Source organism: Novosphingobium aeonii, from assembly GCF_052279045.1.
GTDB lineage: Bacteria > Pseudomonadota > Alphaproteobacteria > Sphingomonadales > Sphingomonadaceae > Novosphingobium.
In genome coordinates this window covers 814,950-832,458 of the sequence record NZ_CP176833.1, presented here as the reverse complement: position 1 = coordinate 832,458, position 17,509 = coordinate 814,950, and the positions used below count along the sequence as shown (strand labels likewise).

The 17,509-nt window shown below is 65.2% G+C and carries 11 protein-coding genes; 9 read left to right on the top strand and 2 right to left on the bottom strand.

The window, feature by feature from the left end:
- Positions 1-38 precede the first annotated feature (38 nt).
- The gene (locus ACLIMP_RS19255) at positions 39-2,870 is read right to left on the bottom strand and encodes a TonB-dependent receptor plug domain-containing protein (protein WP_132468872.1); all 2,832 of its coding nucleotides are present in this window, start codon (positions 2,868-2,870) and stop codon (positions 39-41) included.
- Between the two features lie 224 nt (positions 2,871-3,094).
- Between ACLIMP_RS19255 and ACLIMP_RS19250 the strand changes: the two genes are divergently transcribed.
- The 5 genes from ACLIMP_RS19250 (at position 3,095) to ACLIMP_RS19230 (ending at position 10,393) form a co-directional block, all read left to right on the top strand.
- Positions 3,095-5,059: an isoaspartyl peptidase/L-asparaginase gene (locus ACLIMP_RS19250; protein WP_443478832.1), complete on the top strand. Its 1,965-nt coding sequence runs from the start codon at positions 3,095-3,097 to the stop codon at positions 5,057-5,059.
- Position 5,060: 1 nt separating this feature from the next.
- Positions 5,061-5,504 carry an Lrp/AsnC family transcriptional regulator gene (locus tag ACLIMP_RS19245; protein WP_054441845.1) on the top strand — a complete coding sequence of 148 codons (444 nt, stop codon included), beginning with the start codon at positions 5,061-5,063 and terminating at the stop codon, positions 5,502-5,504.
- 187 nt (positions 5,505-5,691) lie between these two features.
- The gene (locus ACLIMP_RS19240) at positions 5,692-7,746 is read left to right on the top strand and encodes a TonB-dependent receptor domain-containing protein (protein ID WP_324699540.1); all 2,055 of its coding nucleotides are present in this window, start codon (positions 5,692-5,694) and stop codon (positions 7,744-7,746) included.
- A gap of 89 nt (positions 7,747-7,835) precedes the next feature.
- Positions 7,836-9,050 (top strand): acyltransferase family protein, encoded by a 1,215-nt coding sequence (locus ACLIMP_RS19235; RefSeq protein ID WP_443478906.1) that lies wholly within the window; start codon positions 7,836-7,838, stop codon positions 9,048-9,050.
- Between the two features lie 158 nt (positions 9,051-9,208).
- Positions 9,209-10,393: an MFS transporter gene (locus tag ACLIMP_RS19230; RefSeq protein WP_054441843.1), complete on the top strand. Its 1,185-nt coding sequence runs from the start codon at positions 9,209-9,211 to the stop codon at positions 10,391-10,393.
- Between the two features lie 28 nt (positions 10,394-10,421).
- Here the strand turns inward: ACLIMP_RS19230 and ACLIMP_RS19225 are convergent, their stop codons facing one another.
- On the bottom strand, positions 10,422-11,426 hold the full coding sequence (locus ACLIMP_RS19225; RefSeq protein ID WP_207906100.1) for an MBL fold metallo-hydrolase: 1,005 nt from the start codon (positions 11,424-11,426) through the stop codon (positions 10,422-10,424).
- A 100-nt stretch (positions 11,427-11,526) separates the two neighbouring features.
- Between ACLIMP_RS19225 and ACLIMP_RS19220 the strand changes: the two genes are divergently transcribed.
- From ACLIMP_RS19220 to ACLIMP_RS19205, 4 genes are all read left to right on the top strand, one after another.
- The gene (locus ACLIMP_RS19220; protein ID WP_207906101.1) at positions 11,527-13,851 is read left to right on the top strand and encodes a TonB-dependent receptor; all 2,325 of its coding nucleotides are present in this window, start codon (positions 11,527-11,529) and stop codon (positions 13,849-13,851) included.
- 152 nt (positions 13,852-14,003) lie between these two features.
- Positions 14,004-15,626, top strand: coding sequence for an ATP-binding protein (locus tag ACLIMP_RS19215; protein ID WP_443478831.1), 1,623 nt, complete (start codon positions 14,004-14,006; stop codon positions 15,624-15,626).
- Positions 15,623-16,228 carry a response regulator transcription factor gene (locus tag ACLIMP_RS19210; protein WP_054441840.1) on the top strand — a complete coding sequence of 202 codons (606 nt, stop codon included), beginning with the start codon at positions 15,623-15,625 and terminating at the stop codon, positions 16,226-16,228. The genes ACLIMP_RS19215 and ACLIMP_RS19210 overlap by 4 nt, the downstream gene beginning before the upstream one ends.
- A 128-nt stretch (positions 16,229-16,356) precedes the next feature.
- Complete coding sequence (locus ACLIMP_RS19205) at positions 16,357-17,496, top strand: hypothetical protein (RefSeq protein WP_132468875.1); 1,140 nt, start codon at positions 16,357-16,359, stop codon at positions 17,494-17,496.
- Positions 17,497-17,509 lie beyond the last annotated feature (13 nt).

The following is a 17,509-nucleotide window of genomic DNA, read 5'->3' as shown; positions in this document are numbered from 1 at the left end:
TTCCGGTGCCTCGCAGGCGTGATTAATGGGTCAGGACCCTAGAAGCCCTTGCCTCCGATCTTCCACGTCATCTCAAGGTAGATGCTGCGGCCCACGCTGTCGAACCAGCTGATGTCGTAATAGGGATAAGCCGCGTAGCTGCGGTCCTTCACGGGGTTGCGATCCAGTACGTTGTTCACCGTCAGCGACCCGCGCAGATGGTCGGTGAAATCGTACTGGATGCTGGTGTTGAACAGGTAGCTCGCCTTGATGTAGGCGTCTTCGTCGTAATTGGGCAGCTTGCCCAGCCGCGTTCCCGAAACGGTCCAGGTAAGCTGTTCGAGGTTCCAGCTTACGCTGGCGGTCGATTTGTCGCGCGGGATGTCATAGCCGCTGTCGTAAGCCAGCTTGTCGATCGAAGCGTCGCCCGGATATTGCCGGAAGCTGTGCTTGAACACGTGGGTGTGCGATCCGGTCAGCGAAAACAGCCCGAAACCGGTGGGCAGGTTCGCGTGGAGTGCCACGTCGATGCCGCTGGTCTTCTCGTGCGCGATGTTGATCGGGTTGATCGAGACGGAATCCAGCTCGCCCTCGTTCACGCCGCTGGCATAGCGCTGCACGCGGGCGATGGCGTCCTGGCAGGTCGGCGAATTGATATCGACCGGGCTGCCCGAATTGGTCTCGCCGATGCGGCAATCGGCCTCGTCGCGCAGGAGCTGGTCGATCGAGAGATCCTGCACCTGGTTCGACAGCGATACGCGGAAATAGTCCACCGAGACGTCGAAACGCGGGCTCGGCTGCCAGACGAAACCGGCGTTGAGCGACTTGCTGGTTTCCGGCTTCAGGCTGCGGTTGCCGTTGCGCTTGGCGACGATGCCTTCGTCCGAGTAGGAGCAATCGCCGATTTCCTCGTCGGGCTCCTCGGTCCGGCAGAGGTAATAGTCGGTCGCTGAAGGGTGGGTATTGCCGGGGCCGGTAAAGACATAGTGCAGGTCCGGCGCGCGGAAGCCCGTACCGTAGGCGGCGCGCAGCAGAAGCGTGCGCATCGGGCGGACTTCCAGCCCGCCGTTGTACGTGAACCGGCCGATGGTGTTGCCGGCAAAGCGATAGCCGTCATAGCGCGCCGCGCCGGAAAGCTGGAGGAAGCTCGTCACCGGCACGCGCAGTTCGCCGCCGATCGCCCAGTGGCTGCGCGAACCGTGCCCGTCGCTGTCCTTGAGGCCATAGTAGTAATCGGTCAGCGCCAGCGGGTCCGGGTTGAGATCGTAGCCCTGCTTTCCACCTTCGGCCACGGCGGCGAAGCCCACCGGCCCGGCGGGCAGTTCGAACAGGCTCGTGCTGGTGAGCGTTGCCTGGAGATTGTCGGTCCAGCTTTTCGGCCGGTAGACCGAATAGGCGGTGATGCTCTCGTACTCGGACTGGGTGAGCGGCGTGTAGAGGCGCGAGGGATCGGCGTTGAAGATCGGATAGCCGCTGTCCTCGTCCGTGCCGATCTGCTCGCCCAGGAACAGCGCATTGGCCTTGGCCGCGATGACTTCGGGAAACTCGACCCTGGCGCGGTATTCGCTGTGATTGAACGAAAGCTCGTAGGACCACTTGTCCGACAGCGCGCCCTTGATGCCCGGCGTCACGCTGAAGGTGGTCTGGCGATTGCGCGTCATGACATTGTGGAAACCGCCGGATTCCTCGGGCGTGAACTGCCGGTACCAGTCATCCAGCCGGTTGTCGTAGGCATTGTAGAAGGTCGTGTCGCTGCTGCCCGAGGAGTCCTGGAAACCCCATTCCAGCACGTCCGGCATGAGCGCCACCTTGCTGATGCCGAACTGGGCATCGACGAACAGCTCCGCCGCGTCGGACAGCTTGAAGCCCGCCGAGGCGAAGCTGTTGAAGCCTTCGCGCCGGGATATGATCGTGCCGTAGCCGATCGAGGTATTGCTGCCGCAGAAGTATCCGGGGCCGTAATCGTCAAGGTCCGGATCATAGGCGCCGTAGCGCGGGCGCGAGGCGTAATAGGTCGAGCCACCGTTGAGATAGGACAGCCCCGCGCACGTCGACGCGCCGGGATCGACATATTCGTCCGCATCGGGATCGTAGCGCAGGAACGTGCGGCGGGCGAGCGGGCTGGCGGTGGTGGGATTGTCCGCCGTGCTGTCCTGGATCCTGCGCTGCGATGCCCAGATCGGACGCTGCAGCAGATACTCCACCCCGCCCACGATGTGGAAACGGTCGTTCGACCAGCCGCTCGTCACGGAAAGGCGGTGCGACATGCCCCCGCCCTGCTCGGTGCGGCCGTGGCGATAGTCTATCGTCGTGCCGTCGGCCTTGTCCTTGAGCTTGAAGTTGATGACGCCCGCCATGGCGTCCGATCCGTAGATAGCCGAGGCGCTGCCGCTCAGGATCTCCACCTGGTCGATCATGCTGACCGGGATGTTCGAGATATCGGTGAAGTTGCTGCGTCCCTGGAACGGCAGCGGGAAATCGGCGATGCGGCGGCCGTTCACCAGAACCAGGGTATGGTTCGGCCCAAGGCCGCGAAGGTCCACCTGCTGCGCGCCGGGCGTGAAGCTGGCGCCGCTGAAGGACTGCTGGCTCTGCGTCTCGCCCCCGTTCTGGGTGACGGCGCGCAGGATGTCGGGCACGCTGGCATAGCCGTTCTCGAGAATGGTGGAGGAACTGATGACGGTGACCGGCGCCGGCCCCTCGGTGGCGACGCGCGGAATGCGCGAGCCGGTAACGACGATGGGCGCCCCCTCCGGTTCGGGAGGTTGCAGGGTTTCCTGCGCCTGCGCGCTCATCGGGGCGCATATCGCCGCACACATCGACACACTCAGGGCCGCGATCCCGCACCCCGATATCCAGACATGACGGCGGCGGTACGAAGCAGAATCCATGAAGCCCCCACGATAGGCGACGGACACGCCCCCTTGCGTGGCCTGACGCTTTCGACACATCAAAGAAACACAATATGAAGAACGGCTCAATCCAGTTTGACATTTTGTTTCTTCATATTGCAGATTAGTGTGCGCAAAATGTCGCATGTCAGACGTCACGGCTTTGCAGGGCAATCACCGCTCTGCCGGGTAAGGCGCGCGGCCGGCAAACCGGAGTTCGCATCTTGAAGTTTCGCGCAAAGCATCGCCCTGTCATGACACTCGCCATGGTCCTGGGCGGGGCGGCACTGGCCGCCGCATCTCCCGCATCGGCGGGACCGGGCTACCGGCACTTCGCGATCGGAGACGTCAACGCGCCCGCCGCCGCGACCCATTCGGGCGGCCTGCTGCTGATGGGCGGCGGAGACCGCAACATCGATGCGATGAAGTGGTTCTTCGCACACGCCGGGCAGGGCCATATCGTGATCCTGCGTGCCTCCTACGGACCGGAGATCGGGGAAGAATTCTACCGTCAGATCGGCGGCATCAGCTCTGCCGAGACTTTCGTCTTCAAGAACCGCAAGGCCGCCTACGATCCCAAGGTCCTGGAAGCGCTGCGCAAGGCCGACGGCATCTTCATCGCCGGCGGCGACCAGTCCAACTATGTGCGGTTCTGGCGCGGCACGCCGGTGGCCGAAGCGCTCGATGCCCATGTCGCCGCCGGAAAGCCGCTGGGCGGAACCAGCGCCGGCCTCGCCATGCTGGGCGAGAAGCTTTACGGCGCGATGGACGGCGGCAGCCTGACCAGCGGCGAGGCTCTGGCGGATCCCTTCGGTCCCGCAAACACGATAGAGGGCGATTTCCTGCACATCGCCGCGTTGAAAGGGATCGTCACCGACACCCATTTCAAGGAGCGTGACCGCCTCGGACGGCTCTTCGCCTTCCTTGCCAAGGCCCAGAAGGAACGCGCGCCGCAGGCCCCGCCGATGTTCGGGCTCGGGGTGGACGAAAGCGCGGCGGTGGCGGTCGAGGCGGACGGAACCGGCCGCATCTATGCCACCTCGCCGGACGGCGGCGCATGGCTGGTAAACGGCGCGGGCCTTCGCGCCGATGCTCGCAACCAGATCGAGACCGGCATCCCGCCGCGCCCCTTCTCCGCCGATCACGTCCGGGTGACCGGCATCGGCGCGGGCTCTGTCGTGCACTTGCCGGCGGGGACGGTGGAGAACCCCACGTTCCAGCGGAACTACGCCGTGCGCGGGGGCAAGGCGGTGGAAGTGCCGCTATGGTCGCTCGCCATTCACGGCGGCGCGGGGATCATCGAACGCGGCTCGCTCTCGCCCGAAAAGGAAAAGGCCTACCGGGCCGGGCTCGATGAAGCCCTGCGCGCCGGGGCCGCCGTGCTGGACAAGGGCGGCGCCTCCCTGGACGCGGTGGCTGCGGCCGTGCGCGTGCTGGAGGACAACCCGCTGTTCAATGCCGGGCGCGGCGCCGTCTTCACCTCGGAAGGGCGCAACGAACTCGATTCCGCGATCATGGACGGCAGTTCCCAGAAGGCCGGCGCCGTGGCCGGCCTCACGCGCACCCGCCATCCGGTGGACGCGGCCCGCGCAGTGATGGATCACAGCCCACACGTGATGCTGATGGGTGCCGGAGCCGACGCTTTCAGCGCGCAGCAGGGGCTGGAGCAGGTCGATCCGTCGTGGTTCCGCACGGAGGAGCGCTGGCAGCAGTTCCTCAAGTGGAAGGGCAACCACCAGGCCGTGCTGGACCGCACGCACCTGTTCGGCACAGTGGGCGCCGTGGCGCTCGACGCGGACGGAAACCTCGCCGCCGCCACCTCCACCGGCGGCATGACCGGCAAGCGCTGGGGCCGGGTCGGGGATTCGCCGATCATCGGTGCGGGCACTTACGCCAAGAACGGCGAATGCGCGGTTTCCGCGACGGGATCGGGCGAATTCTTCATCCGGGAAAGCGCCGCGCGGCAGGTCTGCGACCGGGTCGGCTACCTCGGCCAGCCGCTCGCCGCCGCAGCGCAGGACACCATCATGTCCGTGGGCGCGATCGGCGGCGACGGCGGCCTGATCGCCATGGGGCCGGACGGCGTGCCCGCGTTTGCCATCAACGACCTGGGAATGTATCGTGGCCGCATCGCGGCGGGTTCCGCTGCCGCAACGGCGATCTTCGCGGACGAACGACCGGGAGAATGACGTGCATTCCGGTGGCCGGCTCGATGAAACGGATGACGGATTGCTGGCGCTGCTGCGGCAGGACGCGCGGCAACCGATCGCCCATCTCGCCAAGGAACTGAACATCTCCCGCAGCCAGCTCTATTCCCGGCTGGCAAGGCTGGAGGAAGCCGGCGTGGTGGCCGGCTACACGGTGCGCCTTGGCGAGGCGTTCGCCGCCAGCCGCATCCGCGCGCACATGATGATAAAGACGGTGCCGCGCTGCCACCGCGACGTGGAAAGCGCGCTGGAACAGATCACTCGCGTTCAGGCCGTCCACGCGATCAGCGGCGAATTCGATATCATCGCCATGCTGGAGGCGGACGACAGCCGCCAGCTGAACGACCTGATCGACGATATCGGACTGCTCGACGGGATAGAGCGGACCAGCACCAGCGTGATCCTTGCCACCAAGCTGGAAAGATAGGCTTTTTCGAACTCGGCAGAGAGTTGTGGCGCCGCCCGTTGATACTTATTGCAAATCGTTCGCAACTAACTAAACGGCTCGATCATGTCATCCGCAAGCAGCCTTCCTGTCGCCGCCCAAGGCGGCGATCCGGCGCCGGTTCACGGGCCGGAAGTGCCGTGTCTCCCCGCATGATGAAAGCGCCCCGATGAACGCCCTCTCCTTCCTTGCCGCCGGCGTCGCGGCCGCGATCTTTCCGCCCGACGAAACCCGCACCAGCGAACCGGCAGGACAGGAAACCCCGCCCGCCATCGTCCCGGCGGGACCGGACCCGGTCTACCCGGCCGATTTCTACAAGCCGTTCCAGCCCCAGACCGCGCTCGACATGCTCGAACGGACCCCCGGGTTCCTGCTCAGTGAAGGAACCTCGGTGCGCGGTTTCGGCGGCGGCGCGGGCAATGTCCTGATCGACGGGCAGCGCCCCACGGTGAAGGGCGGCGGCATCACCGAAGTGCTGCGCCGGATCGCCGCTTCGCGGGTGGAGCGCATCGTCCTGCTGCGCGGAAGCGACGCTGCCGAAGCGCAGGGACAGACCCTTGTCGCCAATGTCGTGCTGCGTGTGGACGCGGGGGGCTCCGGGAATGTCTCGGCGACGTTCAGCCACACTTCTGATGGCTTTGTGTCGCCTTCTGTCCGCGCCAGCCACGCACGCCGGATCGCGGGCTGGCAGACCAGCATCGAACTGTCCGGCGAAGTGACGCGCTACCCCGACGAGGGCATCTATTTCGACCGGGATGCCGCAGGAAACCTCAGTTCCACCCGCAAGGAAAGCATATCCGCGAAGGCCCCGGAATATGGCCTTGCCCTGTCCACTTCGGGTGCGCTGGGAGGCGGCACGCTGACTGTGAACCTGCGGCTCAACAAGGAAGGCTACTCCTCCGATCGCGCCATCGACATCTTCGCCGCCGCCGACGAAACGCCGGATTCCCGCCGCGATATCGCCTATGACGAGAAAGGCCGCAGCGGCGAGCTCGGCCTGGACTGGACCCGCCGCATTGGCTCCGGCTGGACCACCAAACTGGTCGGTCTCGGCCGGGCCGAGCGCTTTACCACCGACGAGGATTACGTGGAAGCGGACTATCGCGGGCTGTCCTCGCAGGTCCAGAAACCGATGGAACTGGTCGGACGCGGCACCGTCACGCGTGAGGGCGATCACCCGATACGCCCGGAATTCGGTGCCGAAGTGGCTTACAACCGCCTTTCCAGCCTGCTCAACTACGCAGAGGATACCGGCGGTGGGCTGGTCGCGGTGCCCCTGGCCAATGCGGCCACCCGCGTTTCCGAACTGCGCGGCGAAGCCTTCGCCAACCTCACCGTCAAGCTCTCCCGCAAGCTCAATCTTGAAGCGGGAATAGCGGCCGAAATCTCGCAGATCCGGGTTACGGGAGAAGCGGCGCAGGAACAGACCCTGTCCTATCTCAAGCCCTCTGCCGCACTCGTCTGGTCGCCTTCCGGCAAGACCCAAGTGCGGTTCGGAATGCGGCGCACCGTAGACCAGCTCGACTTCGGCGACTTCGCCGCATCGGTAGACCAGGCCGACGGGCGCCCGCTCGGCGGCAACTCGGGCCTGCGCCCCGCGCGCATCACGCGGGCGCTGGCGCGGATCGACCACCGCTGGGGCGAGGGCGGCGCCATCGCCGTGGAGGCCTATCATCAATGGCATACCGGACTGCTCGGCTATCTCGTCCTGCCAACGGGAGAGGAAGCGCTGGGAACGATCGGAAACGCCCGGCAATGGGGCATCTCCACGCAGGGCACGCTCCCGCTCGACGCCGCGCTCAAGGGCGCGCGCCTGACTCTTGACGGCACCTGGCGCGGCTCGCGGCTACGAGACCCGGTAACCGGCAGAAACCGCGTCATGGACGACATTTCCCCGCGCAGCATCACGGCCGAATTCCGTCACGATGTTCCCGCTTTCAAGTCCTCGTGGGGCGTGAACTGGACCGCGGCGGTACACGGCGATGTCTTCTACACGGGCGAAGTCCTGCGCTGGCGCGATCACGCGCTCTGGGGCGCCTATGTCGAGACAACCGCCATCGCAGGCTTCAAGACGACACTGACGGTCAAGGCGATCAACGGGCAGGACTTTTCCCGCCTGCGCCGCTTCTATTCGCCCAGCCGCGCCGGTTCGTTCAGCGGCAGCGAGCAGCGCGCACAGCGCGAAGGCGCGATCGTCTCGCTCTCGCTCGCCCGAAGCCTCTAGCTCGTAAAAACCTCGCCTCTCAGGCATTGCCCTGACCAAATGGGACATGATCGGCAATTTGGCATCAGCCTTGAGAGTAATTGTCTGACGTGGCGGTTTGCCGCAAAAAAGCATCCATGGGGAATGTCCGTATAGCGTCAGCGCCCGATGGCGCTCTTCTGCACCCGAGCCGCGAACATCATCTGGACGCCGTGCGCGCCTTTCTGATGTTGCTCGGCATTCCTTTTCATGCGGCGCATCCCTTTCGCGATGACGGGCAGTCCTGGATCGTCCTCTCCCGCGACAGATCGCTGCCACTCACGCACCTGATGGAATTCCTGCACTTGTTCCGGATGCAGGGATTTTTCCTGATCGCGGGTTACTTCACCGCGATGCTGCTCCTCAAACGGCAACCGGCAGCCTACCTGCAAAGCCGCCTCGTCCGGCTGCTCCCGCCACTGGCGGCCGGGCTGATCGTGATCGTACCGCTCATGAACCTGGCAGCCGACCTGCAAACCTCCAGCGACGCGGAAACGGCGTTCGCTTTCTGGGCCCGACAGCTTCTGACGATGGGGCGCGAGACGACCGGACACCTCTGGTTCGTCATCGTCCTCATCTATTTTTCCTGCGCCTCCGCGGCCCTCGCCCTCGTGCCCTCGGCCAGAACCTACCGGCTGGACCGCGCAGACAGTCAGGGCGCGCGGTTCTTCACGCTCACGATGATCGCCATCGGCCTGTGCGTGGGGGTATATGAAGTGGCGCTGCTGAAGCTCGGGCCGTTCATTCCCGACCTTCTGCAGAATCCTTTGTCCCTGGGCTTTTCCCTTGAATATGCGCCCTATTTCGCGCTGGGCGCGCTGCTCAACCGAGCACCCGAAATGAACGGAAAATTCAACCGCTTCTCCTGGGCGGTGGCCTTGATCGCCCTCTGCACAGCACTCGTCGCGGTCGGCGCGCCCGAGCTTCCCAAGTATACACGCCCGGTACTGAAAGCCGTCGCGGCCATCTGTCTCACCCAGACCATCATCGCCGGCGCTCGGTCCCTTTTCCACACGGAGTCCAGAAAAGTCCGGGAACTGGTGGATGCGTCCTTTGTCGTCTACCTTCTGCACCTGCCGATCATCATCGCGACTTTCTGGCTGATCGATGCGATGCCGGTGCCTTATCCGCTGCGCTATCTCGCGCTCGCGCTGGCCGCGCTCGTCGTTTCATTCGCAGGCTGGGCCGTGGTGAAACGGTCGCCATGGCTGCTGTTCTTCATGAGCGGCGTCCAGATCAAATCCGCCAAGGCCATCGCGGAACCTGCTGCGCAGAGCCTCCGCTAGCATCCCGCAATGACTAATCCACCTTTGCGCCAGACGCAAAGATTCTTCGCGCTCATCGACGCTACCCGGCCAGTTCGAAAGCGGCCATTTATGCCTCCGACATTCCTGTCGCTCATGCGGGCACTTCGGCCCGAAGGCGGCTTGTCTGAGGACTTTCGATGAAGATGAACCCCGGGCTCCTTGCTCTTTCCGTCGGCGCCTTCGGCATCGGCGTCACCGAATTTGCGCCGATGGGACTTTTGCCGGTCATCGCCGGAGACCTCGGCGTATCGATCCCGACCGCGGGCATACTGGTCAGCGCCTATGCGCTGGGCGTCGTCGTCGGCGCCCCCTTGATGACACTGACCACCGGCCGCATGCCGCGCCGTACCCTGCTGATCGCACTGGCCGGCATCTTCACGCTCGGGAACCTGCTCGCGGCCATGTCGGGCAGCTACGCGATGCTGCTGGGCGCGCGGGTGCTCACCTCCTTCAATCACGGCGCATTCTTCGGCGTCGGCTCGATCGTGGCCGCCAGCCTCGTGCCGCCCCAGCGCCAGGCCGGCGCGGTAGCCGCCATGTTCATGGGTCTCACGATCGCCAATGTGGTGGGCGTGCCGCTGGCCACCTGGGCGGGCGAGCATCTCGGCTGGCGGGCATCCTTCTGGGGTATCGCCGTGCTTGGCGCGGCGACGATGGCCGCCCTGCGCCTGACCCTGCCCGCATTGCCCGCGCCGCGCAAAGGAAACGCGCTTGCCGAACTCAAGGTCCTCACCCGCAAGCCGGTGCTCGGCGCGCTGGCCCTGACGGTCGTGGGGTCCAGCGCGATGTTCACCGTGTTCACGTACATCACGCCGATCCTGCACGATGCGACCCATGCCTCACTGGGCTTCGTGACAGCGATGCTGGTGACTTACGGCCTCGGTCTGACCGTGGGCAACTGGCTAGGCGGCAAATTCGCGGACCGCTCGGTCGACCGGACGCTGATCGTGACGCTGGGATCGCTTGCCGCAATCCTCGCCGCGTTCGCGATGACGATGAGCCACGCCGCGCCGACTGCGGTGCTCATCTTCCTCTGGGGCATCGCCAGCTTCGCCCTCGTGCCGCCCCTGCAGGTGAGGGTGATGAAGGCTGCCGCCGACGCTCCCAACCTTGCCTCATCGGTGAACATCGGCGCGTTCAATCTCGGCAACGCGCTCGGCGCCGCGCTGGGCGGCGGCGTCATCTCCCTCGGCCTTGGCTATCCGGCCGTGGCACTGGCTGGCGCGGCGACCTCTGCCGCGGGCCTGATCGCAGTGCTGTTTGCGGCGGCCCGGCCCTCTCCCGAAACCACCGCCGCCTCGACATGCGAAGCCTTGTCCTGAACCGGGAGCCCTGAGGCTCCGACCGGCCTCAGAGCTCCAGGGCTTTACCCTGCTCTGCGAGAATGTAGCGCACGGGGGGCGAGCCGCCTTCGGCCAATTGCCGCATGATGGCTGAAACGGCGGGCTCGGCCCCGTCAATCGAAGGCTTGATGTGACCGATGACGACCGGCAGGCCCTTCAGCCTGTCGGCGCCGCCAGCAGCAGCCGCAAGCCGCCCGAGTTCGGCGCGAAGCCACTTCGGCGTCAGGTGACCGTAAAGTTCGGTATCCTTTCTCGGATCGGGATAGGATGTCTCGACGATGATGGCACGCAGGCGCCCAGCCCTCACCAGCGGCGCGATCGCCTGCCACAGGGCTTCGAGCCGCGCCGAATGCTCCACGGCATCGGGTCCGGTGTCGCCCATGCAGAGCAGCGCGTCCTCGCCGGAGCGGATCAGGAAGGCGGTGGACAGGCTTCCGCCGTGCGAAAGCGGATAGGCCGTCACGCTCAGGCCCGTGTCCCCGACCGGCACCGGCTTTCCGCCTGCGACGAGATCCTCGTAGCGATAACGCCGCAGCATGGGCGGCTGGCCGCGATCGCCCATGTTGGGCCAGGAGCTCCAGTTGAAATAATGCGCTGAAAGCGCGGCGTTGACCTCCGGCAAAGCGAGGATCGGCTTGGCGCTGTCGTCCGGCGAGGCCATGACCAGTCCTGCAACGTGATCGAGATGGGGGTGGGTTATCAGGTAGGCCCCGATCCCTTCGTGAAGCACATCGCTGGCCCGGCTTCCGGCAGGAAATCCACCCTTCGCAATGGCCGCCCTGATGCCCGGCACCAGCGTTCCGGCATCGCAGGCCAGCCCCTTGCGACTTCCGCTTGCCGCAATGAACCAGGCGGTGGTGGCCCCCTCCACGACACCGCCTTCAACGCCAAGCGGAACAAGGTCGAAAGCGGCCTTCGCCGGAGCGGCCGAAACCGGCCCGGACATGGCCGCGACGGCCCCCAGCAAAGTGATGCCAAAACGACACAGGGTGATCACTGTCTTTGTAAACATGGCCATCTCCCTATGGTTTTCTGTGGGCTGGCGAAACATCAATATCGAAATTGTCACATTGCAGGGTTAGAGGCCCGCGCTCGGCAAGGCGGTCAGGTGCGTGGCCATTCCTGCCGACTACGCGCGGTTTTCCGGCGTCAACATCCATACGCACCGGCTTACCGTTAAGGGGTGCAAGATGAAGATGAAGACGTATTGGCTGGCCAGCGTGCCGGCGCTCCTCGCCGGCGCGGCGCCTGCCCTGGCGCAGGACGCAGCCGCCAGGCCTGGTGCCGCCACGGCTGACACCCTGGACGCTTCCGCCGACATCGTCGTCACCGCCCAGCGCCGTCCGGAAAACATCCGCGACGTGCCGATCGCGGTCTCCGTGCTGAGCGGAGACAAGATCAGCGCAGTCTCCGAGGGCGGCGCCGACATTCTCTCGCTCGCCGGCCGCACGCCCAGCCTCTATGTCGAAAGCTCGAACGGCCGCTACGCCCCACGTCTCTACATTCGCGGTCTCGGCAACGTCGATTTCGACTTCAACGCTTCGCAGCCGGTTTCCGTCGTGCTGGACGACGTCGTGCTGGAGAACGTTTACCTCAAGGGCTTCCCGCTCTTCGACCTTGACAGCGTGGAAGTGCTCAAGGGCCCGCAGGGCACCTTGTTCGGCCGCAACACGCCCGCCGGTGTCGTCAAGATGGACACCCGCCGCCCCGGCGACCATGCCGAGGGACAGGCCCAGTTCACTGTGGGCGAACTCGGCACCGTGCGCGGCGAAGTCGGCGTGACGATCCCTGCCACCAGCACCCTGTCGTTCCGTGTCGCCGGCCTCGTCAACCACCGCGAGAACTGGGTGAACAACGCTTACGACGCCTCGTTCACCAAGCCGGGCAAGGACCTTGGCGGGTTCGACGACGTTGCCGGCCGCCTCCACGCCCTGTGGAAGCCGGACGATCGCCTTTCCGTGCTGCTGACCCTCCAGGGCCGCCACTATGAAGGCACCGGCACGCTCAACCGGGCCAACGTGCTGACCACCGGCTCGAACAAGCTGAACGACCGATACGACCGCGACACCGTCTACTACGACGGCGGCCGTAACAACCCGCAGACGCAGGACACCACCTCGCAGGCGCTTCATGTCGATTACGACCTCGGCGGCGCAACGCTGACCGCGATCGTCTCGGCCTATCAGGGCAGCAGCTCGGGCCGCGGCGACATCGACGGCGGCGTGCTCGGCACGACGGAGGGAAGCGGCACCGTACCGTTCCGTTCGGAAACCGGCACCCTGTCGAGCGACCTCGACCAGCAGACCTACGAAATCCGCCTCGCCAGCAATGGCGATACCCGCTTCGGCTGGCAGGTCGGCGCGTTCTACTGGCATGAAAAGTTCGAGCTTATCTCGGCCAGCTGGGACGGCATCGGCGGGATCGATCCGCTGGTCATCTCCGAACTTCGCCAGAAGAGCGACAGCTGGTCGGTCTTCGGCCAGCTCCATTACGACGTAACCGACCGTCTGCGGCTGACCGGCGGTGCCCGCTGGACCCGCGACAAGCGCGACCTCGATGCGGCCCGCACGCTGGGCGCGCCCTTCGCGGATTCGCGTTCGGTCAAGGATGACCAGCCGAGCTGGGACGTCAGCGCGCTTTATCGCTTCAGCCCGCAGGTCAGCCTCTTCGGCCGTATCGCGCACGGTTATCGCGGCCCCTCCATCCAGGGCCGCATCGCCACCTCGAACATCCTGACGACGGCGGATTCCGAAACGATCACGTCCTATGAAGCAGGCATCAAGGCTGCAACGCCGGACAACCGTTTCCGCGTCGACCTGACCGGCTACATCTACGACATCAAGGACCCGCAGTTCACCGCCATCGGCGGACAGGGCAACTTCAACCAGCTCATCAACGCCAAGCGCGGCAAGGGTCGCGGCGTCGAGTTCGAGGCCACCGCCAACCCGGTTCGCGGCCTGCAGTTCAGCGGCGGCGTCTCCTACAACTTCACCAAGATCGACGATCCGGACCTGCTGGTCGCATTCTGCGGAGCCGCCTGCACCGTGCGCGATCCGATCGTGACCGTGGGCACCACACGCCGCGCCTCGATCGACGGGAATCCCTTCCCGCAAGCCCCGCGCTGGCTGTTCAACTTCAACGCCTCCTACACTTACGAGCTGGCGAGCGGCAGCAAGCTCTATGCCCAGACCGACTGGGTCGCGCAGAAGGACTTCAATCTGTTCCTTTACGATGCGACCGAATTCCACGTAGGCACCAACTTCGAAGGTGGTCTGCGTGCAGGCTGGCGTTCGCCGTCCGACGCCGTGGACCTCTTCGTCTTCGCCCGGAACATCACGAACGAATCGAACGTGATCGGCGCAATCGACTTCAACAACCTGACCGCTTTCGTGAACGATCCGCGCGTGATCGGCGGCGGTGTCGGCTTCCGCTTCTGAAGCTGACGCCCGATCGGGATAGACGAGGAAGGCGGGCGGACCACGGTTCGCCCGCCTTCCTCTTTTTTTGACCGATGATATGGACGCGGCCCGTGCGCACCCGGGAAATTTCCGGGTTACGCCGGGCAGGCAGCGGGTGCAGATGGCAAGGGATGCCTCTGAACACCAAGCGCTATTTCATGGCCGAAGCGATGCCTTCTGCTGCCGCACCCGCAAAGGCGCGCCTGTGGTGGCTGGTCGTCTACGGCGCGGGTTTCTGGCTGCTTCACGCCGCCGCCGCGCCATGGGGCGGCACCGGATTCTTCTCACTCTGGTATCCTGCCGCCGGCTGGCGCTTCGCCGCGCTATGGCTGGCCGGCGCGGGAGTAGCACCGTGGACAGGCCTGACCGAGCTTGCCGTCGACCTGGCGACCGGAACGATTGACCTGCACGGCCCGCGCCCCCTGCTCGATGCATGGGGCGTGTTGCGGCCATCGATCGCCTATGCCCTCACGATCCATGTCGTTCGCCGCCTGACTGCCGGCTCGCTGAAGTCGGCACAGATGAATCTCGGGATCTCGGCCGTCATCTGCCCCGCCGCGATGGCGTCTCTCACGCTTGCCACTGCCGTGCTATGGCCGGAATTCCAGAAGACGGGCACCGGCGCGGAACTCGTGCTATCCCTCACCGGCCTGACAGTCGGTGACCTGCTCGGCGTGCTCGTGCTCGCGCCGCCGCTGCTCTGGGTTGCAAGCCTGCTTCGCGCTCCCGGCAAATCCTCCCGGCGCGCTTTACCGCTCGCATGGAGACCCTTGGCGGGTCCCCTCATGCAGGACACCGCCATACTTGCGCTCGGCCTCGGCCTGACGTGGCTGCTATGGCAGGCCGGGCTCGGTCTTCAGCCCATGCCGACCCTGCTTGCGGGCGCATGGATCGGCCTTTGCCACGGCCGCGTCGCGGCCTGGCTCGCGATCATCGCCATTCTCGTTCCGGCGCTGCCCTACTCCCTCCAGAACCTGTCGCAGATCGAACGCCTTGAACTGCATCTCGCGCTGGTGGCGATCGTGGTCGTAGCCTGGCTGGCCGGCAGCTTCGCCGATGCCCAGCGCGCCGCTCACGACACGCTGGAGAAGCGCAATCGCCTGCTGTTCCAGGCCGAACGCCTCAAAACGTTGCGTGCCATGTCAGTCGCGGTGATCCACGAGATCAGCCAGCCGCTTTCCACTCTTGCCATCGAAGCCAGCCATCTGCGCGAACGCACGGCCGGGCTCGACGAGGACATTGCCGAAAGCGCCGCCCTTGTGGACCGCAAGGCGCGCACGCTTTCCGATCTCGTGCGCCGCCTGCGCCGCTTCGGCGGAAAGAGCGCCGACGAGCCTTCGCAAGTTCCCGTGCGGCTCCTGCTGAACACCGTGGAACAGATGCTTCGCCCCGAACTGCGCTCGCGAGGATGCCGTCTGGTCTGCGGCGAGATCGACCCCGACCTGATCGTCCATATCCAGGAAATCGAACTGACACAGGCGCTCGTCAACCTCGTGCGCAACGGGATCGCCGCGACTGCGGACAGCGTCGTGCGCATAGACATCGCCGCCGATGCCGACGAACTGGCACTGCACGTCAGCAACCGGAGCCATGCAACGCCCATGCCCTCTGCTTCCGAACATGCCGGCATGGGCGTGGGCCTCATCATCGCGCGCACGATCGTCGAAGCGCACGGCGGATCGCTCCTGCGCACCGACCGCAGTGAAAACGTGTGCTTCACCCTGCGCCTCCCGCTTGCCGGAAACGACACATGACAGCTCCCGCCCGATCCCCCGCTCCGCTGGTTGCCGTGCTCGACGACGATACCGATCTCGCGCATACGGTGGCCCGTCTGCTGGCCCGCCACGGCTTCCCGGCAACGCCGTTCACAGCCCCCGCCGAACTGCTCGCGACCCTGGACAGCCAGCGGTTCGACTGCGTGGTCAGCGATATCCAGATGGGGGAAATGGACGGCTTCGCCTTTGCCGACCGCCTGCGCGCAGCCGACGGCGCCGTGGCGCTTGTCTTCATGACCGCCTGGCCCACGACGTCCCACGCCGTCGACGCGGTGCGCCGCCATGGCGGGCTCGACTATCTCGAAAAGCCGATCGACGAGGAGCGTCTCGTCGGGGCGGTCTGCGAGGGCCTGGCATGGTCCGCCCGCGAGCGCCGGATCGCAAGCGCCACAGCGGAACTCTCCCGCCGGGAACGCGACGTTTTCGACTTGCTGGTGCGCGGACACAGCAACAAGGAGGTCGGCGAGCGACTGGGCATTTCGGCAAGGACAGTGGAGGATCACCGTGCAGCGATCGTGGCCAAGACGAGAACCAATGGCCTTGCCCAACTGATCGCCCTTAACAAGGGAGAAACCATTTAATTGATTGAGTAGACGATTAAATAGGCCGTTACCCCGGGAAGTTCCCGGATCGACCGTCAACGATGGAGGTAGAAAAAGAATATCCGGTCAATCACGCAGCCGCCCTGAATGGCGGAAGGGAGCGTCCGGTGTTTCTATCGCGCATTTTCAACGTCTACGATCTGGTCCGGGCCGAAAGCACGGGAGCGTTTCCAGGCAATCCGACGTCGCTCGACAGTCTCCTGAGAAGCCGCGAAGGCGCGCGCGAGATGGGACTGGGCGGGGCGGGCATCTACGCATTCCTGTTCGAAGACGAACTCCTCCACATCGGCAGCTATGCAGGCCGCCCCGAAGCCCCTTTCGGAGGATGCGCACTGCGCGAGAAGTGGATCATGGAACTCGGCTCGATAACCATGCGTGGGCGGCAGGCCTCGATCCCGCAAAGCCTGCGCGGCGGACTGGAGGCTGCCAATCTCATCCTGCCGCTTTCGGAACTTGCCGATGCCGCAAAGCGGCCCGACCTCCCGGTCTGGCAGTCGCAAGGAATGGAAATCTCCCGCCGCAAGATGATCTGGGCCGTCGCCAACTGGCCGCGGTTGTCCGGGACGATCGAGGCAGTGCTTGCTCGATTCCAGATACTCTACGTCCAGCAAGGCCCCGGCGAGCAGCCGCTACAGGACAACAGCGGCCTGGAACGCTGGCTACAATTGATCGAAACCGACTTGCGCAGGCGTTTCCAGCCGGTGATCGACGGCCCACACCCGCAAGCCGCCGCCCGGGATGCCCCCAGTGACGGCAAAACCATGCGCGCAGCCATCGAAAGCGCGATGGCAGAAGCAGCGCCGCTACTCCATCACCTCGGCTCGCTGCGAGACAGGGACATGGCGATCAGCCGGCACGGCGGCAGGGATGCCCGCGCCCTGTTCCTGAAGGACATGCCCGAGCGCGGCTGCGAATTCGTGTTCGATCTGGAACATGTCTTTCCGGCAATGGGATACCTGATCCACTATGCCGCAGACGGCAGCGAACTCTACATTGCAGATCCCTATGCCGAACGCGGCACACGCCTGATCCTCGCCCTCGAACGCGGCAGCACGGCGAATTTAATCCAGTTGCCCGGCGTGACGGACTTCGCCCGCTCCCGTGACCCGCTCGCCGAAAGGGGGCTACGATATCTCGATGCCTCGGACAATCCGCTCTGGCTGACGCTCGGATGCTCGCCGCGGCCGCAGTCTGCGCAGATGCTGCTGCAAATCTGCGAGGCTTTGAGAAACCCAGTCCTTCAGTAACCGGGGATCGCTT